Annotated in this window: 17 protein-coding genes; 7 read left to right on the top strand and 10 right to left on the bottom strand. The window is 74.9% G+C overall.

The window, feature by feature from the left end; genetic code table 11:
- Positions 1 to 59: 59 nt before the first annotated feature.
- The 5 genes from ACTWO6_RS23110 to ACTWO6_RS23130 all read right to left on the bottom strand — a co-directional run bounded on the left by ACTWO6_RS23110 (position 60) and on the right by ACTWO6_RS23130 (position 7,703).
- Complete coding sequence (locus ACTWO6_RS23110; protein WP_446215889.1) at positions 60 to 2,606, bottom strand: sensor histidine kinase; 2,547 nt, start codon at positions 2,604 to 2,606, stop codon at positions 60 to 62.
- A 97-nt stretch (positions 2,607 to 2,703) separates the two neighbouring features.
- Positions 2,704 to 4,362 carry a prenyltransferase gene (locus ACTWO6_RS23115; RefSeq protein ID WP_446215890.1) on the bottom strand — a complete coding sequence of 553 codons (1,659 nt, stop codon included), beginning with the start codon at positions 4,360 to 4,362 and terminating at the stop codon, positions 2,704 to 2,706.
- Complete coding sequence (locus tag ACTWO6_RS23120; protein WP_446215891.1) at positions 4,359 to 5,255, bottom strand: terpene synthase family protein; 897 nt, start codon at positions 5,253 to 5,255, stop codon at positions 4,359 to 4,361. The genes ACTWO6_RS23115 and ACTWO6_RS23120 overlap by 4 nt, the downstream gene beginning before the upstream one ends.
- Positions 5,256 to 5,261: 6 nt before the next feature.
- Entirely contained in the window at positions 5,262 to 6,623 is a 1,362-nt protein-coding gene (locus tag ACTWO6_RS23125) for a cytochrome P450 (RefSeq protein ID WP_446215892.1), read from the bottom strand.
- Between the two features lie 162 nt (positions 6,624 to 6,785).
- Positions 6,786 to 7,703, bottom strand: a complete 918-nt coding sequence (locus ACTWO6_RS23130) for a GNAT family N-acetyltransferase (protein WP_446215893.1) — start codon at positions 7,701 to 7,703, stop codon at positions 6,786 to 6,788.
- A gap of 114 nt (positions 7,704 to 7,817) precedes the next feature.
- Here ACTWO6_RS23130 and ACTWO6_RS23135 point away from each other — a divergent pair, with 114 nt between their 5' ends.
- Positions 7,818 to 8,066 carry a DUF2630 family protein gene (locus tag ACTWO6_RS23135; RefSeq protein ID WP_130338092.1) on the top strand — a complete coding sequence of 83 codons (249 nt, stop codon included), beginning with the start codon at positions 7,818 to 7,820 and terminating at the stop codon, positions 8,064 to 8,066.
- A 43-nt stretch (positions 8,067 to 8,109) separates the two neighbouring features.
- Here the strand turns inward: ACTWO6_RS23135 and ACTWO6_RS23140 are convergent, their stop codons facing one another.
- From ACTWO6_RS23140 to ACTWO6_RS23155, 4 genes are all read right to left on the bottom strand, one after another.
- On the bottom strand, positions 8,110 to 9,039 hold the full coding sequence (locus tag ACTWO6_RS23140; RefSeq protein ID WP_446215894.1) for a serine protein kinase RIO: 930 nt from the start codon (positions 9,037 to 9,039) through the stop codon (positions 8,110 to 8,112).
- Positions 9,040 to 9,225: 186 nt separating this feature from the next.
- A complete protein-coding gene (locus ACTWO6_RS23145; RefSeq protein ID WP_446215895.1) occupies positions 9,226 to 9,870 on the bottom strand; it encodes an HAD family hydrolase in 645 nt (214 codons plus the stop codon).
- Between the two features lie 62 nt (positions 9,871 to 9,932).
- A complete protein-coding gene (locus ACTWO6_RS23150; protein WP_446215896.1) occupies positions 9,933 to 10,787 on the bottom strand; it encodes a carbon-nitrogen hydrolase family protein in 855 nt (284 codons plus the stop codon).
- Between the two features lie 24 nt (positions 10,788 to 10,811).
- A complete protein-coding gene (locus tag ACTWO6_RS23155; RefSeq protein WP_446215897.1) occupies positions 10,812 to 12,230 on the bottom strand; it encodes an RNA-guided endonuclease InsQ/TnpB family protein in 1,419 nt (472 codons plus the stop codon).
- Positions 12,231 to 12,400: 170 nt separating this feature from the next.
- On the opposite strand from ACTWO6_RS23155, the gene ACTWO6_RS23160 reads away from it, so the two are divergent.
- From ACTWO6_RS23160 to mug, 6 genes are all read left to right on the top strand, one after another.
- Positions 12,401 to 12,973 carry a TetR/AcrR family transcriptional regulator gene (locus ACTWO6_RS23160; protein ID WP_446215898.1) on the top strand — a complete coding sequence of 191 codons (573 nt, stop codon included), beginning with the start codon at positions 12,401 to 12,403 and terminating at the stop codon, positions 12,971 to 12,973.
- A 111-nt stretch (positions 12,974 to 13,084) separates the two neighbouring features.
- Positions 13,085 to 14,002 (top strand): TIGR04222 domain-containing membrane protein, encoded by a 918-nt coding sequence (locus ACTWO6_RS23165; RefSeq protein ID WP_446215899.1) that lies wholly within the window; start codon positions 13,085 to 13,087, stop codon positions 14,000 to 14,002.
- Positions 13,999 to 14,817, top strand: coding sequence for a DUF692 domain-containing protein (locus tag ACTWO6_RS23170; protein ID WP_446215900.1), 819 nt, complete (start codon positions 13,999 to 14,001; stop codon positions 14,815 to 14,817). The genes ACTWO6_RS23165 and ACTWO6_RS23170 overlap by 4 nt, the downstream gene beginning before the upstream one ends.
- A 140-nt stretch (positions 14,818 to 14,957) precedes the next feature.
- Positions 14,958 to 15,392 carry a hypothetical protein gene (locus tag ACTWO6_RS23175; protein ID WP_446220740.1) on the top strand — a complete coding sequence of 145 codons (435 nt, stop codon included), beginning with the start codon at positions 14,958 to 14,960 and terminating at the stop codon, positions 15,390 to 15,392.
- Between the two features lie 42 nt (positions 15,393 to 15,434).
- Positions 15,435 to 16,196, top strand: a complete 762-nt coding sequence (locus ACTWO6_RS23180) for an SDR family oxidoreductase (RefSeq protein ID WP_446215901.1) — start codon at positions 15,435 to 15,437, stop codon at positions 16,194 to 16,196.
- A 10-nt stretch (positions 16,197 to 16,206) separates the two neighbouring features.
- Positions 16,207 to 16,872: a G/U mismatch-specific DNA glycosylase gene (gene mug / locus ACTWO6_RS23185; protein ID WP_446215902.1), complete on the top strand. Its 666-nt coding sequence runs from the start codon at positions 16,207 to 16,209 to the stop codon at positions 16,870 to 16,872.
- A 24-nt stretch (positions 16,873 to 16,896) separates the two neighbouring features.
- Here mug and ACTWO6_RS23190 read toward each other — a convergent pair whose 3' ends face one another.
- Positions 16,897 to 18,876, bottom strand: coding sequence for an ABC transporter ATP-binding protein (locus ACTWO6_RS23190; RefSeq protein WP_446220741.1), 1,980 nt, complete (start codon positions 18,874 to 18,876; stop codon positions 16,897 to 16,899).
- Positions 18,877 to 18,987 lie beyond the last annotated feature (111 nt).

Below are 18,987 nucleotides of genomic sequence, written 5' to 3' on the forward strand. Positions count from 1 at the left end.
TTCGCCGTGCTCGCTCCGTCGTACCGGCCGCATCGGGTGCCGCCGGACCGACGTCGTCCTCAGGTCGCCTGCTCGTCCCCGGTGTCCGGCCCGCTATCGGACCCGCGCGTCACCCCGCCGAGCAGCCGTGCCGCGTCGGTCCGGCCGCGTCGGGTGCCGCTCTGGTAGGAGCTCATCATCCGGCGCACCTGCTCCGGCGGCCGTACCGTGTCGTCGTCCTCGTCAGCGTCCGAAGGGGACGGTTCGTCACGCAGCTCCGGCACTATGCTCGCCTGCCGGACCCGCACCGGCAGCCCGGAGTCGGTCCGGGCCGGTTCCGCCGGGCCGGCGGCCCCGTCCGGCGCGGCGTCGGCCGCCGGGGCGGCGGCACCGTCCCCGGTGGACCGTCCGGCCGTCACCGGCAGGCCGGTCGGGAAGGTCGGATCGTCCAGCCCCGGCTGCCCGGTCCGCCGCCGGGTCGGCAGCCCCGTCTCCGTCACCGGCGGCTCGTCCGGCGCGGCCACCGCGACGCGGTCGGGTACCGGGTCCGTGCCGGCCGGTACGTCGTCCGCGGCGGCCTCCCGGCGCCCGGCGTCCGGCGTGGCCGGGCGGGTCGGCTCGGCCAGCGCCACCGGGGTGGTGGGCTGCTCGCCGGCCGGTTCGGACCGTCCGCTCCCGGTGCCCACCATGAGTGGCCGGCCGGTCCCCGTGCCGACCCGGAACCCGCCGGAGGTGGTCGGGTCGGGGCCGTCGTCGGTGACCAGGTCGAGCGGGATGAGCACCACCGCCGTCGTCCCGCCGTACGCGGACTCCTTGAGCTGCACCCGCACGCCGTGCCGGCCGGTGAGCCGGCTGACCACGTAGAGGCCGAGCCGGGCGGCGTTGGCCAGGTTCAGTTCGGACCGGTCGACGATCCGGTGGTTGGCGGCGGCGAGGTCCTCCTCGTTCATGCCGAGGCCCCGGTCCTCGATCTCGATGGCGAACCCGTTGGCCACCACCTGGCCGCGCACCTCGACGGTGGTGTGCGGGGGCGAGAACGACAGTCCGTTCTCGATCAGCTCGGCCAGCAGGTGGATGACGTCACCGACGGCCCGGCCGGCGAGCGACACCGGGCCCAGCGGCAGCACGTTCACCCGGGTGTAGTCCTCGACCTCGGCCACCGCGCCGCGGACCACGTCGACCATCGGCACGTTGCGGCGCCAGGCCCGGCCCGGGGTCGAGCCGGAGAGGACGATCAGGTTCTCGGCGTTGCGCCGCATCCGGGTGGCCAGGTGGTCCACCCGGAACAGGTCCTCCAGCTCCTCGGCGTCGTGCTCGCGGCGTTCCATCGCGTCGAGCAGGGTGAGCTGGCGGTGCACCAGGGCCTGGGTGCGCCGGGCCAGGCTGAGGAACACCTCGCGGACGCTGCGGCGCAGCTCGGCCTGCTCGACGGCGGTCCGGATCGCGGTCTCCTGCACGACGTTGAAGGCCTTGCCCACCTGACCGATCTCGTCGTCGCCGAACTGCAACGGGGGCGCCTCCCGGTCGACGTCGACCTCCTCGCCCCGGCCGAGCCGCTCCACCACGCCGGGCAGCCGCTCGTTGGCCAGCCGGAACGCGGCCTCACGCAGCCGTTCGAGCTGCCGGACCAGCGACCGCGCGGTGGTCACCGAGACCACGATGGACGCGATGACGGCGAGCAGGCCGAGGCCGGCCGCCAGCACCAGCCGCACGATCACCATGACGGCGACCGGGGTCGCCCGGGACACGATGTCCTCGCCGCCGGCGAGGATGACGCCACGCAGGCCCTCCATCGCTTGCGGGGCGGCAGCCTGCCACGCCGGCGCCGACACGGGCGGCTGGACGTCGGTGCCCTTGGCCACCAGGACCCGCTCCTCCAAGCCGCGCAGCTGCCGGAACGCGGCACCGTCGACCATCGCCCGGTAGCGGTCCCGGTCCGGCGAGGACAGGTCGTTCGCGGTGCGCGCGGCGAGGTACCGCTGGGCGCCGACCAGCCGGGCGAAGGCCGTCTGCTCGGCCACGGTCATCCGGTTGGCCGCCAGGACGCCCGTCAGCAGGGCGTCCTCCTGCGACAGCAGCTCGCGGGCCCGGTTCAGGTCGATCAGCGCGGCGGTGTCCCGGGCGATCTGGTCGTCGTCGAGACCGCCGAGCGCGTCGAAGACCCCGAAGATCGCGTCGATCGCCTCGTTGTACGCGGCCAGCGTCGCGGTCCGGTCGATGGTCCTCTGTCCCACCTCGGCGCGGATGCCGCCGAGCTGGTCGACCTCGGTCCTGAGCGCGGCGATCCGCTGTTCGAGCTGGTCGCCCGCCGGCAGCTCGGTCCGCCAGTCCTGGGCGGACCGCCAGAGCGCGGCGGCGGTCTCGTCGGTCCGCTGCCGCTGCGCGGCCAACTCCTTGAGCTGGTCCGGGTCGGGCTGACCCAGGTACGACAGCGAAAGCCGCCGCTCGCTCTGCAGTTGCAGCAGCAGCGGATCGCTCGGCTCGAAGACCCGCGCGTTGAGCGTCTGGACGCCGAGCAGGTTGAAGCCGTCCCGGACGGTCACCCACGCCGCGAAGGCCCACAGTGCGATCAGCGACACGAGCAGGGCGATGACTTTGGTACGGAGATTCGTACTGCGGGAACCCATCACACCGTCCTGGCCGGGTATTCGGTCATGTGCCCGAGTGAGAGCCGTCGACGTTCCGATCGACCCCGGCGCACGCTAGCAGTGTCCAGAAGTTGACTCAAGCGATCCTGATCATGGCGAGGTCGGGACGGGGTGTCGTGCCGGTCGTCCCGTCGCCGGACCAGAGCGCCGCGAGCACCGCCGCCCGCACGATCAGCGTCGGCCGGTACAGATCCTTGTCGTGCCACAACGCCGGCTCGCCGTCCCGACCGTCCAGCTCGGACAATCGGCGGCGGCCGTCGGCGACGGCGACAGCGACCTTCGCGTCGGACGACCGGTCGGCGGCCAGCAGGGCCAGCACGGCGTACGCGGTCTCCTCCGCGGTGCCGGCCCACCGTCCCCAGGAACCGTCCGGTCGCTGGGTGTCCAGCAGCCAGTCGGCGGCCCGCCCGACGGCGGCGCGTGCCCCGGCGCTCGAGGCGTGGTCGGCCAAGGCGAGCACCGCGCAGTACGTGGCGTAGTAGGGCGACGCGTGCCACCGGTCGCACCACTCCCCGTCGGCCCGCTGTCGGGCGACCAGCCAGGCGGCGACCCGGTCCGCGGCGGCCGCCGCCCGGTGATCGACCGCCGGGCCGCCGGGCGTGAGGTGGTGACCGAGGGCGTCGAGCACGTGGGCGTTGGTGGTGACCGAGGCCCCGTCCTCCCCCTGCCAGGTGCAGAAGTGGGCGCCGGTGTCGTAGGACCAGAGGCTGGCGGGGTCGAGCGGCAGCCCCAGCCGGGCGAGGGCGTACAGGGTCACCGAGGTGGTGTCGGCGTCGGCCGGCAGGCCGGGCCCGGTGGCGGCGCCGTCCGGGCCGAGGGCGGCCCGCAGCTCGGCCACCAGCGCCTCGGGCACCGTCGCCGGCACCCCCGCCCGGGCGAGGATGCTGAGCACCCAGGCCCGTTCGAAGACGGCGATCGGGGTGGCGCAGGGCACCGGGCCGTCCCGGCCGACGTCCCGCAGGTAGTCCGGGGCGGAGCCGCCGGGGTCGTCGGGCACGTGCCCGATCCAGGCGGCGGTCGCCGCCGGCGAGGCGCCGATCGTCCCCGGGCCCACCGGCGAGATGCCGGCCGCCCCGCGCGCCCGGTCGCCGGCCACCTCGAGGGCGTGCGCCAGCTTCTCGGGGATCGGCCGGCCGGTGTCCAGCAGGCCGCGTACCCGGTCGAGGCGGCCGGGGTCCAGGCCTGGCGGCAGGGGCAGCCGGGGCCGGCCGCGCCACGCCTCGAGACCGGCCGGCGGTCCCTCCGGGCGGTTCAGCAGCCCGTCGATCGACTCCATCAGCGCCGGCACGATCAGGTCGGTGGCCGGCAGGTCGGGCAGGGTCGGCGCGGCCGGGTCGCCGAGATGACCGGCGACGAAGCGCAGGCCGCGGTCCGCGGCGCGGACCAGCGCCGCGACCGCTCCCGGGCCGGGGTCGCCGCGGTGGAGCACCGTCAGCAGGGCCTCGGTGGCGCTCAGGCTCGGCACCAGGGCGTACCCGTCCGGGCCGCCCCAGCCACCGTCGGCCCGCTGCCGGTCGAGCAGCCAGCCGATCCGCACGTCGTGGCCGGGCAGCCAGGGCGCGAGGCCGACCAGGCGGGCGGTTTCGTAGACCGACGCCGAGGTCTCCCCGGCCGGGTTGTGCGCCATCGCCGCGATCAGGTCCCGGACCTGGTCGGCGTACTCGCGCCCGGCACCGGGCGGCTCGCCGCCCCCGCCCGGGTGGGCGGCCACCCGGCGGTCGGCGACCAGGCTCACCGGGTCCCCCAGAAGTCGGTGAGGCGGTAGAAGCCGCTGGTGAACCCGAGCTGCCGGGACAGGTAGTCGGCCTCCCGCGGGCAGTTGGCGGCCAGCTCGGCCAGCAGGTGCCGGCAGTGGTCGATCTGCGCCGCCGTCCGCCGTTCGATCTCCGCGCGGTCGTCCACCAGCATGATCGCGTTGAGGTCCCCCCACTCGAGGTCGCGCTCATAGGTGGCCAGGTCGTTGACGAGCCGCAGGGCCCGTTGCACCTCGTCGCTCACCGCCACGAGCCGTGGCAGCTGGCGGTGCGTCCCGGGGGTTCCGGTGTGGATCCAGTGGGCGACGTTGACCACCGTGGCGGCGAGATTGTCGGCGTTCGCGAGGTACTCGGTCAGGGTCGGCCGCCCCCCGGCCCCGGCCTCCGCCGCGGTCTTCCAGTCCCACTCGCGGGCCATGGCGGTCAGGGTGCGATCAAGCTCCTCCCGCCACAGGCCCCGCAGCCCGGCGAAGCCCGGGGTGGCGGCGAGGTCGTCGCGCAGCTCGGCGAGGAACCGCCCCAGCGGGTCCTCGGCCGCCGCGCCGTCGGCCACCGCCAGGGACGTCTTGGTGATCAGGTCGATCTCCGACCGGGACGTCGCCAGGTGGTCGACCTGCCAGTCGACCGCGAAGCCCCAGAGAACCGCGCGGCCGGTGAGTGCCAGCTCCTCGGCGGTGCACCACGGCGCGCTGAACGCCATGGCCAGCGAGACGCTGCTGAGCAGGGCCGCGTCGAAGGGCCGGCTGGGGAAGAGGTCCGGCTGGGCGGCGGTCCGCCGCTGGAGTTCCCGCTGTCCCCGCGCGGCGAGCGCGCAGATTCGTCCCTGTTCCGCGGCCGAAGCGAGCCGGTCGCCGTGTGCGTCCACTATGGTCATTCCCTCTCAGTTGCTCAGCAGGGTCAGCTCGACCCGTTCACGCGGCCGGAGCGCCGCGGCCAACCGCAGGCCGGGCACGCCCGGCCGGCGCAACCGGAACCGGTAGCGGCTGAGCATCGTGGCGAGGATGAGCTGCGCCTCCAGGTAGAACAGGTACATCCCGAGGCACTGGTGCGGGCCGCCGCCGAAGGGGAAGTGGGCGTACCGGTGACGGGTGCGGACGTGCTCCGGCCGGAACCGTTCCGGGTCGAACTCGTCCGGCCGCTCCCAGAACTGCGCCATCCGCTGGGTGATCAGCGGGCTCGCCACCATGGTGGCGCCGGCCTCGATCGGCACGCCGTCGATGACATCCGCGGCCACCGCGCGGCGCGGGATGATCCAGCCGATCGGGTACAGCCGTAGCAACTCGTCCAGGACCATCCTGGTGTAGGTCAGGTCGCGCAGGTGCTCGCGGCGGACCGGTCCGCCGCCCACCACCTGGTCGATCTCGGCGTAGAGCCGGTCGGCGACGTCGGGATGCTGGTCCAGGTGGGGCCAGAGCCAGGTGAGCACGTTGATGGTGGTCTCCGTGGTCGCCGCGAACATCGCCACCGTGTCGTTGCGGACCTGCCGCTCGTCGAGCTGCCGGCCGTCCTCGGTACGGGCCCGCCACAGCGTGGAGATGATGTCGTCGCCGTCGTCGGCCACCGCCCGGGTCGCCCGGACGATGGGCACCAGCACGTCGTCCACGATGCGCACCGCGCGGCGGAACGGGCGGTCACCGGGCATCGGCAGGGACAGCGGGGCGAACGGCACGATGATCCGGGGGATCACCGCGGTGGCGATGACGTCCTGCGCGTCGATCACCCGCATCGCGTCCGGCACGGAGATCTTGTCGGCGAAGAGCACCCGCATGATCGCGCGGCTCACGATCCTGGCCTGCTCGACGCCGATGTCGACGGTCCGCCCCGCCCGGGACGGCTCGCCCAGCTCGTCGACGGCGGCGCCGATGGCCTCCGCCATCCCGTCGACCAGCGCCTCCACCCGCCTGGCGGTGAACATCGGCTGGAGCATCCGGCGGCTGGCCGACCAGATCTGGCCCTCACCGAGGATCCCTTCGCCGAAGAGCCGCTTGACCGGCCGCCAGAACAGTCCGTCGCCCGCCCGTTCGTAGTTGTCCGCGCGATCGCGCAGGACGTGCTGCACGTGCCGGGGGTGGGTGACCAGGTAGGGGCGGAACGACCCGAGGTTGAGCCGGACTACCGCCCCCCCGGTCCGGTTGCCGGCGTCGATCAGCGCGCGGGCGGGATCGCGGAGCAGGCCCGGCAGGATCCGGTGCAGCGGGACGGTGCGGAGTTGCCCGGTGGGCTCGGGTGCCGGATGGTCCACGTGGTGTGCTCCCCCTTGGGTCAACTCACTGTCGCGACGCCGTCATGACCCGTGATGTCGCCGCCGAGCATGCCACCCGGGAAGGCGGATCAGAAGACGGAGAAGAAAATATCTCACGGAACAACATTCCCGCTGTCGACAATGGAGCGGTCAGGGAATCGCTCAGCCGCAAAGGTTCCGCAGGTAGCGCCACTCGCCGGCGACCGTCCGGTAGCCGAGCCGCCGGTTGAGCGCCAGCATCGCGTCGTTGCCGGCGTCGTTGGTCGTGACCGCGTACCGGAAGCCGGCCCGGCGGGCCCGGCGCAGCGCGGCCACCTTGACCAACCCGGCCAGGCCGGCCCGACGGTGGGCGGGCCGGGTGCCGGTCATCCCGGACTGGTAGCCGTGACGGCCGTCGGTCAGGGCGAGACTGAACGCCGCGACCACACCGTCCAGGATGGCCAGACAGGTCAGCGCCCGGTCCAGGTCGGGGCGGTGCCAGTAGGCGGCCAGCCAGTCGGGGTAGCTGATGTCGTCCATGCCCACGTCGCCGGGCTCGTCACGGGCGGCGTCCAGGTCCGCCTCGTACAGCGGGCGCGGGTGGGCCAGGTCGGCCGCCGTGGCCAGCTCCACCCCGGGCGGCACCGGCAGGTCGGGCAGCGCCGCCGCGGCCAGCTCCAGACGGAGGAACAGAGCCCGCCGGCCGCGCCGGTAGCCCCGCCGCTCGGCGAAGCCGACCGCCACCGGATCGTCGGCCACCTTGGCGTACGCCGTCCGCGCGCCCAGCCCGACGAGCCGCTCCTCGGCCGCGGCGAGCAGGGCGGACCCGGCGCCGCCCCCGCGCCACCCCGGGTGCACGGTGACGTTGGCGAAGGCCAGGCCCGGCTCGGCGCTCTCGTGCAGCAAGCCGGTACGGGCGACGCCGACCACCTCCCCGGCGGACTCGGCGACGAGCAGCGCGTACCGCTCGGCGGCCGGGCCGGCGGTCACCTGCCAGGTGATGAGCTCCGGCGTGAACACGCTGTGCGGGTTGGCGGCCCGCAGCAGCGCGGCGACGGCCGGGGCGTCGGCCGGGCGGAACGGACGCGGAACGGAGATCATGGCGTGGCACCGTACCCGGCCGGTCGCCACCCCGCGTGCCGCTGTCCCGGACCGGCGAACCGACGCGGGGGAGAACGTGGGCGTGTCCGGGCGGCCTGTGCCAGGCTCAGGGGCATGGACGACAAGACCATCCTGAACCGGATCTCCGAACTGGTCGACGAGGAGCACCGGCTGCGCTCGGCCGCGCAGGAGCACGAGTCCGGCACCGACGACGAGGCCAAGGAACGGCTTCGGGCGCTGGAGGAATCCCTCGACCAGTGCTGGGACCTGCTGCGCCGCCGCCGGGCGGCCCGGCAGGCGCACGGCGACCCGGACGCCCAGGGCGAGCGCCCGGTGCCGGAGGTGGAGCGCTACCTCCAGTGAACTCGGGTCCCGGGCGGGTCGCCCCGCCCGGGACCCGGTCCGCTCAGCCGATGCCCGCCTCGCGCAGCAGCAGCCCGGTCAGCGCGGCCGGGTCGGCGTCCAGGGCGGGCAGCCCCCGCGCGGCGAACCACGCACCGACCACCCGGACGTCCCGGGTGAGGAACTCCGGCCCCTGCGGGTTGGCCACCACGTCGACCACCTGCGGCAGGTCGATCATGATCAGCCGCCCCCGGTGCACCAGCAGGTTGTACGGCGAGAGGTCGCCGTGCGCGTACCCGGCGCGGGCGAGCACGACCAGCGCGTCGACGAGCTGCTCCCACAGGTCGCGCAGCTCGGCCGGTTCGGGCCGGAGCTGGGCCAGCCGCGGCGCGGCCTGCCCCTCGGCGGCGTCCCCGACGAACTCCAGCATCAGCTCGGTGCCGAGCAGCTGCACCGGGTAGGGCACGGCGATCCGCCCGGACTCGGCGCCGATCTCCCAGAGCCGGGCCAGCGCCGCGAACTCGGCCGCCGCCCACTGCCCGGCGATCATCTGCCGGCCGAACGCGGTCCGCCCGGCCATCGCCCGATTCTCCCGGGACCGGCGGACCCGCCGCCCCTCCAGGTAGCCGGCGTCCCGGTGGAAGAGCCGGTGCTGGGCGTCCCGGTAGCGCTTCGCCGCCAACAGGCAGGACCGGCCGGTCTCGGGCACAGCCCGGCGGACCAGGTGGACGTCCGCCTCCTTGCCGGTCTTGAGCACGCCGAGTTCGGTGTCCCGCGCGGCCAGCTCGGTGACCAGCCACTCGGGGTGCGGTTCCGGCCCGTGCACGGCCCCGTCCCAGGAGGACCAGGGATCCTCGGGGTCGGACTCGTCATCGGGCTCGGTCAGGGCCGGCTCGGCGTGCCGGCCGTGCTTCAGGAAATACGGTTCGTCGTCGTCGAAGCGGCTCTTGCCGCGGCCACGGCGCTCGCGCGCCGGGAGGTCGTGTTCACGCACGGGTTCGGTGATCCCTTGATCGAGGCTGGTGAGGTCAGGTGGAACGACCCTGCAAAGACGGCCATTACCGACCTCCTCTCCTCGACCGGGCGCCGCCCGGCTGCGCCTGCGCGCGGCCCCCATGCTCACCGCCGGGCTGCCGCCGGGTCAACCGATTAACCGGGCCCCGGCGGGACGCGCGCCGGCTCAGCCGGCGAGCACGGTGGCCACCGCGGCGATCAGCCCGTCCACCGTGCGGGTGGGCGCGAATCGGGTGTCCGACCAGGTCCGGCCGCGGTGCAGCCAGACGCTCGGCAGGCCGACGGCGGCGGCCCCGCCGATGTCCGCCTCCGGGCTGTCCCCGACCACCCAGGCGCCGCGCAGCGGCATCCGCGCGCGCTGGGCGGCGAGCGCGAAGATCCTCGGGTTGGGTTTGCTGACCCCGGCCTCCTCGGAGATCACCCAGTCGGCGACGTACCGGTCCAGACCGGTGCGGCGGATCTTCGCGTCCTGCTGGCGTACCGCGCCGTTGCTGACCACCACCGGCACCCAGCCCGCGTCGTCGGCGATCCGCAGCGCGCAGGCGACCAGCGGATCCAGCCGGCTGTTCGCCACCACCCCGTCGTGCAGCTCGTCGACCAGGTCGATGGAGGGGATGCGCAACCCGTACCGGTTCCGGATGGCGTCCGCAACGTCCCACCGGTCGGTCAGCCCGTCGGCGTCGACGGAGAGCAGCCAGTCGATGTCGACGGCCGGCGCGCCGACGCTGTCCAGGAAGCGCTCTCCCCACGTACGGAACGCCCCGGTCCGGTCGAGCAGGGTGTTGTCCAGATCCAGCAGGAGCAGCGGCACTCGCGCACCCTACGGGACCGAGGTGCACGGCCGACAGGGGCCGGGCGACACTGCGCCGTCGGTCAGCCGGCCAGCACCGTTCGGGGGAGCCCCTGGTCGGCAGGGCGGTCGGCGAGCATGGTATGCGCCGCCCGGGTGGCCGCGAGGGCCCCGGGGTCGAGGGTCGCGACCAGCACGTCCTCCCCCGCGTCGGCGCCGCGGGCGAGCGGCCGGCCCTCCGGGTCGTACACCGCCGCACCGCCGTTGAACCGCCACGGGTCGGCGCCGCCGACGGCGTTGGCGAAGACGACGTACATCGTGTTGTCCAGGGCGCGGGCGGCGTAGTAGAGGTCGCGCCGGTGCGCCGAGCCGGCCAGATAGCCGCTGGGGCAGAGGTAGCCGTGCGCGCCGTCGGCGGCGGCGGCCCGGCCGTGCTCGGGGAAGCATCCGTCGTAGCAGATGCCCAGGCCGAGCCGCCAGCCGTCGACCAGCAGGGTGGCACCGCGCCGGCCCGCGTCGAACAGGTCGCGCTCGCCGCCCCAGAGCTGCTGCTTGTCGTACGCCGACCGGGCGACCCCCGCGGCGTCGACGACGAGCGAGGAGATGGTCCGCCGCCCGTCGGGGTGCCGGACGGCCGCGCCCACCACCACGGTGGCGCCGCCGTCCCGGGCGGCCCCGCGCAGCGGATCGAGCCGCGGATCGTCGACCAGACCGTCCGGGCCGGCGGCCACGTCGGTGCCGGCCGGGTCGGCGGCCAGGGTCGGTGGGTGGTACGCCGGCAGGAACAGCTCCGGCAGCACGACGATCCGGGCGCCGGCCGCCCGGCCGACCAGTCGGGCGGCGGTGGCGGCGTTCCCGGCGACGTCGCCGGGGACCGGCTCGGCCTGGACGGCCGCCACGGTCAGTCGGTGCTCGGGGAGGGGGGTGGGCAGCGTCATCGCGCGATCCTAGTGCGGTGTCCACTAACGTTCACCGGGTTTCCGGTGAGTGTTGTGGATCCTCGCCTTGAGGGCGAGCGACTCCCCACCGGTTGGTGGGGCGGGCCACTGCGGGCCAACTGATCCGCGCGCCGCCCGGGGTGGGCGGCGGGGGTCACGTCGGGACCGACCGGCACCGGGCAGGTGCCGGCCGGCTCGACGGTGCGTGACCACCTCCGGCAGCACGATCGCTGTCGGGGTGGTGGATCCGCCGTCCGGGGTGCGGGTGGCGATGCTGGCGGCCGCGACCAGGTCGCGGTGCCCAGAGAATCGACAGTGCGGGCAGGACAGGGTTCGCCCACGGGGTTTCGGCACGCGTTTGCGGCAGGCGGGGCAGGTGGAGGAGGTGCCGCGTTCGTCGACCAGTCGGACGGTGATACCGGCCAGGGTGGCCTTGTCGGTGAGGACCTGGATGAGCCGGCCGATCTGCCACTGCCGCAACCGCAGGTTGTGCCGCCGCCCCGCAGGCAGGTCCAACACCCCGCGTGGATCCCCGACGTGCAGCACACCCACCCGCTGCCGCACCGCCCACGAGACCACGCTGCGGGCGGCCTCGTGCTGGGCCTGCCGGACCCTGCGCCGGTGCCGACCCTCCACGAGGCGTGCCCGGCGACGGTACTGCCGCCACCGCCGCGACCCCTTCTGGCCCGGCTTCGGCGCGCGGCGGGCCACGGCACGGCGGCGGGCCTTGGTGTCGGCCAGGTGCATGCGGTGCTCGGCGCGGATCGCCCGCCCGGACACCAGCAACCCCTCCCCGCCGGGGCCGGCCACCGCGTACGGGTGGATGATCCCCAGGTCCACCCCGCCCACCCGGCCAGGGTCCGGTTCCTCACCGGGCGGGTACACCGCCACCGGCACCTCGGCGGTCACGTCGAGGAACAGGCGCCCGCCCTCACACAGCAGGGTGATCGACCGGACCTGCTCGACCGGATACGGCACCTCCCGCGCCAGACGCACCCACAACGGCGACGTGCCTTTCGCGGTCGGGATCCGAACTCGGCGCCCGTCGAGGGTGAACGTGCCGTGATACCAGCGCACCGGCACCAACCCCCGCCGACGACGCGGGAACCGGGCCGACAGGTCACCGCCCTTGCGGCGTTTCGCCGCCGCGAACCACGCATCGGAGAACCGGCGCAACACCGACCGGGCCCCAACCGAATCCAGTTCCGCGAACGTGCCCGGCCCCGACGCCGCCAGTTCCCCGAACACTTGCTGGAGGCCGACCAGAGGCGAGTCCTGCCGGCGGCGACGCCACGCGTTGACCTCCAACACACACGCCCACACATCACCGGCCGAGCGCAGCAGCCCGAAACACCGCCGCCGCTGGCCAGGCGTCACCCGCAGCGCGACACGGGCGGTGCGGTGCACCACCCGCGGGGCGGCGGGATCCCGACGACGAGGCACGAACCGAAGCGAGCACCAGCCCTACGACATTTCCCAACCCCGACCAACCACGGCCAACGTTTGTGCACACGGCACTAGCCGGCTCCCTGGGGCGGAGGTTTCCGGCGAAACCCGCTCCCAAGCCGTACGTACGGTTTGCATCGGCCCCGGGCACCTGACACGATCGTCCCGTGCCCAGAGTAAGTCAGGACCAGCTCGACGCGCGCCGGCAGGAGATCCTCGCCGCCGCGCGGGCGTGTTTCGCCCGGCACGGATACGAGGGCGCCACCGTACGCCGGCTGGAGGAGGCCACCGGGCTGTCCCGGGGCGCCATCTTCCACCACTTCCGCGACAAGGACTCGCTCTTCCTTGCCGTCGCCGAGGACGATGCCGCCGTCATGGTCGAGACGGTGGCCCGCAACGGCCTCGTCCAGGTCATGCGGGACCTGCTCGCCCGGGCGATCTCCCCGGACACCACCGGCTGGCTGGGCAGCCAGCTGGAGGTGTCCCGGCGGCTGCGTACCGACCCGGCCTTCGCGCGGCGTTGGGCGGAACGGTCAGCCGCCATCGCCGAGGCCACCCGGGAACGCCTGGTCCGCCAGCGGGAGGCCGGGGTGCTTCGCGAAGACGTGCCGATCGACGTGCTGGCCCAGTTCCTGGAGCTGGCCTACGACGGGCTGGTGCTGCACCTGGCGATGGGACGCCCGGCCGGGGACCTGGGGCGGGTGCTGGACCTGGTCGAAGAGGCGGTCCGCCGCCGCTGACCGCCCGGCGCCGGATCTCGGTCCGGTAACTCGGCCCGCGGGCGGGATCAGCCCTGGCGGGTCTGCTCCACAATGGGGGCCCACGTTCACCTCGGGCGTCAGGAGCAGAGCATGACGGTCCTCGCCGCACCGGGCGACACCTGGGGCATCCCCGGCCCGGTATTCCTGCGCTGGTACCTCCTGTCCGTGGCCGTGGTGCTCGCCGGCACCCTGGTCCACCGCTTCCGCACCCTGGCCGGTACGCCCACCGTCGGCGACGGGCAACTCGGACCGCAGCAGGTCGCGTACCTCAACGGGGGCGACCAGCTCGCGGTCTGGACCGCGCTCGGCGGGCTGCGGCGCGGCGGCGTGGTGGACGTGCGACCCGACCGGCGGCTTACCACCGGCGCCTCGATGCCGGCCGGGGTCACCCCGCTCGACCAGGCGATCTACAACGCCGCCGGCCGGCACGTCTTCGCCCGGGAGCTGCGTCGCGACGAGTGGGTGACCCGCGCGCTCGACCAGCTCCGCGACGGCCTCCAGGAGCGCGGCCTGGCGCTCGGCCCGGCCCGGCGGGCCGCCGTCCGACGCGGCCCGCTGCTGCTCGCCGCCCTCCTCGTGCTCGGCGGGATCCGGCTCTTCGTGGGGCTGTCGAACGGCCGGCCGGCCGGCTTCCTGATGCTCACCCTGGTCCCGCTCTTCATCGCCTTCCTGCTGCTCGGCCGGGTGCCCTGGCGGACCCGCGCGGCCGACCGGGCGCTGCGCGAGCTGCGTCGCCGGCACACCCACCTGGCGCCCGCCTCGGCGCCCGCGTACGCCACCTACGGACCGTCCGATGCGGCGCTGGGGGTGGCGCTCTTCGGCACCGCCACCATCTGGACGATGGACCCGGGCTTCGCCGAGCAGGCCGAGATCCAGCGCCAGGCGCTCTCCGGCACCGGCAGCTCGTCCAGCGGGAGCAGCTCGTGCGGCGGCGGCAGCTCCTGCGGCGGCGGCAGCTCCTGCGGGGGTGGCGGCGGCTGCGGCGGCGGGGGCGGGTGTGGCGGATGACCGGGCCGTCCGGGGTGGGCATCGGCTGGCGGCCGGAGATCGCCGGGTTCGTGGCCGACCTGCCGGGGCTGCGCTTCGTCGAGGTGGTCGCCGAGACGGTCGCCCCGGCCGGGCCGCTGCCGCCCGGCCTCGCCGAACTGCGCGGGCGTGGGGTCACCGTCGTACCGCACGGGGTGAAGCTCTCCCTCGGCGGCGCCGAGCCGGTCGATCCGGCCCGGGTGACGCACCTCGCCGCGGTGGCCGCGCTGGTCGACGCGCCGCTGGTGAGCGAGCACATCGCGTTCGTCCGGGCCGGCGGGCTGGAGGCCGGGCACCTGCTGCCGCTGCCGCGCAGCCGGGAGGCGGTCGCCGCGGTGGTGGCGAACGTCCGGCGGGCGCAGGCCGAGCTGCCGGTGCCGATCGCGCTGGAGCCGATCGCCGCGCTCTTCGACTGGCCGGACGACGAGCTGGACGAGGCGGCCTTCCTGACGGAGATCCTCGACGCCACCGGGGCCCTGCTGCTGCTCGACGTCGCCAACGTGCACGCCAACGCCCGCAACCGGGGCACGAACCCGCTCGCGCTGCTCGACCGGCTGCCGCTGGACCGGGTCGCCTACGCGCACGTGGCGGGCGGCGCCGAGCAGGGTGGCTTCTACCACGACACGCACACCGACCCGATCCCCCCGGAGGTGCTCGACCTGGTCGGCGAGCTCTGCGCCCGCCGCCGGCCGCCGGCCCTGCTGCTCGAGCGGGACGGGCGCTACCCGCCCGCGGCGGAGCTGCTCGGCGAGCTGGACGCGCTCGCCACCGCCGCCGGCTTCCCGGTGGTCACGTGACCGGCCCCGACACCGCGGCGGGCGCGGCGGTCACCCCCGCGACGGCGGTCACCGGCGCGGCCGACGACCACCGCCCCGGGCCGCCCGTCCCCGCTCCGGTCGGTCGGCCACCGACCGGCGGTGCCGGGCCGGCCGGCGGCCTGGCGACGCGGCAGGCGGAGCTGGTCGCGACGCTGGTCGCGGGCGGACCGCTGCCGTCCGGCTTCGCCCCGGCGCCGGTCGACGCCGCGCGTCGCGCGCTACTGCGCAAGCGCGGCGGCGACGTGGCCCGGCACTGGCCGCTGCTCGCCGCCGGCCTCGGCGCCGCCTGGCCGGCGACCTTCGCCGACTGGGCGGCGGGCCGCCCCACGAACGGGTCGCTGCGCGACGGCTGGGACCTGGCCCGGGAGCTGCGCGACCACGGCACGCTGCCGGCGCTCGGCGCGGAGGAGCTGGCCACCCGCGAGGCCGTCACCCGCTACGACGGCCGCGGCGCCCCGCGGCCGCGTCGACTCCCGGCCGTGGGCCGGGCCGGCGGCGCCGTCGTGGTGCAGCTCGCCGGTCGGGTACGCCTGCTGCGCCCCGCCCGTCGCTGAGCCGGTTGGCGCGGTCCTGCCGGGTACGGCAGGATCGGCCCCATGGATCTCGGACTGGCCGGCCGGGTGTACGTGCTCACCGGCGCCTCCCGTGGCCTGGGCTTCGCCACCGCGGAACAGCTCGTCGCGGACGGCGCCCGGGTGGTGATCTCGTCGCGCGCCCCGGAGCAGGTGGCCGCGGCGGTCGAGGCGCTCGGCGGCCCGGAGCGGGCGATGGGGCTGACCGCCGACCTGAGCGACCCGGAGACGCCGCAGCGGCTGGTCGCCGCCGCGCGGGAGCAGTTCGGCCGCCTCGACGGGGCGCTGGTCTCGGTGGGGGGGCCACCCCGGGGTACCGCCGCCGAGGTGACCGACGAGCAGTGGCGGGAGTCCTTCGAGACGGTCTTCCTGGGCAGCGTCCGCGCCGCCCGGACGGTGGCCGCCGCGCTCACCGACGGCGGCGCGATCGGCTTGGTCCTCTCCACCTCGGCCCGCAGCCCGCTGCCCGGTCTGGGCATCTCCAACGGCCTGCGCCCCGGCCTGGTCGGGGTGGCCAAGGACATCGCCGACGAGTACGGCCCGCGCGGCGTCCGCGTGATCGGCCTGCTGCCGGGTCGGATCATGACGGACCGGAACCGGGAGCTCTTCGCCGCCACCGGGGACGCCGAGCGGGCCCGGGCCCAGGCGGAGGCCGGCATCCCGCTGCGCCGGATCGGCGAGCCGGCGGAGTTCGGCCGGGTCGCCGCCTTCCTACTCTCCCCCGCCGCCGGCTACGTCACCGGGATCACCGTGCCGGTCGACGGCGGCGCGCTGCGCGGCCTGTGACGGCGGACCGGTGACGGGCGGGCGCGGGGCGGCGCGGGGACCGGCCGAGGGCGGCCCGGCCGAGGCGCCCGGCGGGCGTCGGCGGGCGGGTGGCTCGATCCAGGGTGGTGCGGCGACGACTGCGTCCCCTACCCGGCCGAGCCGGGAGGAGCTGGCGGCGGCGGCCGACAGGATCCTTCCGGACCTGATCGCACCCGGGCTGGACGTGCTCTTCGTGGGGATCAACCCGGGGCTCTGGTCGGCCGCCACCGGCTGCCACTTCGCCCGGCCGGGCAACCGGTTCTGGCCGGCGCTGCACCGCGGCGGCTTCACCCCGCGCCAGCTGCACCCCAGTGAGCAGGGCGAGCTGCTCGGCTGGGGGCTCGGCATCACCAACATGGTGGCCCGGGCCAGCGCCCGGGCCGACGAGCTGACCGCAGAGGAGCTGCTGGCCGGCGCGGACACCCTCGGCGGGAAGGTCGAGCGGTACCGGCCGCGGTGGGTGGCGGTGGTCGGGGTGACCGCGTACCGGATCGGCTTCGCCCGGCCGAAGGCGACCTTCGGCCCGCAGCCCGAGCTGCTCGGCGGGGCCCGGCTCTGGGTGCTGCCCAACCCGAGCGGCCTGAACGCGCACTTCACCCCGGAGACGCTCGGGGCCGCCTTCGGCGAGCTGCGCGCGGCGGCGACCGCCGGCTGATCTCCGGTGGTCGTCGCCGCCGGGTCAGTTCGCCGCGGCGGGCGGCATCGCCTCGTCGGCCACGTACGTCGCCATCGGCATGGTGATCACCGGCTCCGGGCCGGTGGCGTCGACGTACGGGGTGGGCGAGTCGGCGACCGCGAACTGGGTGCGGTACAGCTCGGCGTAGAGGCCGCCGACGGCGACCAGCTCGTCGTGCCGGCCCCGCTCCACGATCCGCCCCTCGTCGAGGACGAGGATCTGGTCGGCGTCCCGGACGGTGGAGAGCCGGTGCGCGATCACCAGCGCGGTACGCCCGGTCAGCGCCACCGACAGCGCCCGCTGCACGGCCGCCTCGCTCTCCGAGTCCAGGTGGGCGGTGGCCTCGTCGAGGATCACGATCGACGGCGCCTTGAGCAGCAGCCGGGCGATCGCGATGCGCTGCTTCTCGCCGCCGGAGAAGCGGTAGCCCCGCTCCCCGACCGTGGTCTCCAGCCCGTCGGGCAGGGAACGGACCAGGTCGGCCACCTGCGCGCCGGCCAGCGCGGCCCAGATCTCGTCGTCGGTGGCGTCCGGCTTGGCGTACCGCAGGTTCTCCGCGATGGTTTCGTGGAACAGGTGCGAGTCCTGGGTGACCACGCCGATCTCGTCGCGCAACGAGGCGAGGGTGGCGTCCCGGACGTCGACGCCGCCGACCAGCACCTGGCCGTCGCTGACGTCGTAGATCCGGGAGATCAGCATGGACAGTGTCGACTTGCCGGCGCCGGAGGGGCCGACCAGGGCGACCATCTGCCCGGGCTCCACGGTGAACGAGACGCCCTTGAGCACCGGCTCGTTGATGGTCCGGTCCAGGGTGGCGACCTCCTCCAGGGAGGCCAGCGACACCTCGGCCGCGCTCGGGTAGCGGAACCGCACGTCACGGAACTCGACCCGGCCGTTGCCCCGGGGCACCCGGACGGCGTCCGGCTTCTCCTCGATGCCGGGGTGCAGGTCGAGCACCTCGAAGACCCGGTCGAAGGAGACCAGCGCGCTCATCACGTCGACCCGGACGTTGGAGAGCGCGGTCAGCGGCCCGTACAGGCGGGTGAGCAGCAGCGCCAGGGTGACGACGGTGCCGGCGCTGACCGCGCCGGTGACCGCGAGCCAGCCGCCCAGGCCGTAGGTGAGCGCCTGGGCCAGGGAGGCCACCAGCAGCATCGCGACGAAGAAGGTCCGCGAGTACATGGCGGACTGGATGCCGATGTCGCGCACCCGCTCGGCCCGGCCGGCGAAGCGGCGCGCCTCCATCTCGGGCGAGCCGAAGAGCTTGACCAGCAGCGCCCCGGCCACGCCGAACCGCTCGGTCATCGTCGCGTTCATCTTGGCGTCGAGGTTGTACGACTCGCGGGTGATCTCGGCGAGCCGCTTGCCGACCCGGCGGGCCGGGATGATGAAGATCGGCAGCAGGATCAGCGAGAGCGTGGTGATCTGCCAGGAGAGGGTGAACATCACGCCGGCGGTGAGCACCAGCTGGATGACGTTGCTGACCACGCCGGACAGGGTCGAGGTGAAGGCCCGCTGAGCCCCCAGCACGTCGTTGTTGAGCCGGCTGACCAGAGCGCCGGTCTGGGTCCGGGTGAAGAACTGCAACGGCATCCGCTGCACGTGGTCGTAGACCCGGGTACGCAGGTCGAGGATGATCCCCTCGCCGATCCGGGCGGAGTACCAGCGCTGGGCCAGGGAGAAGAGCGCGTCGGCGACCGCCAGCACGGCGATGACCACGGCGAGCCGGACGACCACCGAGCCAGCCTCGGCGCCGCCGCGGTTGATCGCGTTGATCACGTCACCGGCGAGCACCGGGGTCGCCACCCCGATGACCGCGGCGATCACCACGGTGACCAGGAAGACCACGATGTCGCGCCGGTACGGCTGGGCGAAGGCGACGATCCGCTTGGCGGTGCCGCGCTTGAGCTGGTGCGCGGTCACCTCATCCTGGCTGCGCATCGACCGGAGCATGCTCCAGCCCGCCATGCCCCCGCCGTGCATCGGACTGGACACTCGTCACCTCCGGGTCGTGGGCAGCCTGGACCGTCGGGTCAATTCTCCCGACGACTACGACAACCTCGCGAGTAACCCGGATCTTCCCTAACGGTCCTT

The organism is Micromonospora sp. IBHARD004 (assembly GCF_052814115.1).

Excerpts from the sequence above, each read along its gene's own strand:
- ACTWO6_RS23110 (WP_446215889.1), bottom strand. The coding sequence starts at position 2,606 with ATGGGTTCCCGCAGTACGAATCTCCGTACCAAAGTCATCGCCCTGCTC.
- ACTWO6_RS23120 (WP_446215891.1), bottom strand. The coding sequence starts at position 5,255 with ATGACCATAGTGGACGCACACGGCGACCGGCTCGCTTCGGCCGCGGAA.
- ACTWO6_RS23130 (WP_446215893.1), bottom strand. The coding sequence starts at position 7,703 with ATGATCTCCGTTCCGCGTCCGTTCCGCCCGGCCGACGCCCCGGCCGTC.
- ACTWO6_RS23135 (WP_130338092.1), top strand. The coding sequence starts at position 7,818 with ATGGACGACAAGACCATCCTGAACCGGATCTCCGAACTGGTCGACGAG.
- ACTWO6_RS23150 (WP_446215896.1), bottom strand. The coding sequence starts at position 10,787 with ATGACGCTGCCCACCCCCCTCCCCGAGCACCGACTGACCGTGGCGGCC.
- ACTWO6_RS23165 (WP_446215899.1), top strand. The coding sequence starts at position 13,085 with ATGACGGTCCTCGCCGCACCGGGCGACACCTGGGGCATCCCCGGCCCG.
- ACTWO6_RS23170 (WP_446215900.1), top strand. The coding sequence starts at position 13,999 with ATGACCGGGCCGTCCGGGGTGGGCATCGGCTGGCGGCCGGAGATCGCC.
- ACTWO6_RS23180 (WP_446215901.1), top strand. The coding sequence starts at position 15,435 with ATGGATCTCGGACTGGCCGGCCGGGTGTACGTGCTCACCGGCGCCTCC.
- ACTWO6_RS23190 (WP_446220741.1), bottom strand. The coding sequence starts at position 18,876 with ATGCACGGCGGGGGCATGGCGGGCTGGAGCATGCTCCGGTCGATGCGC.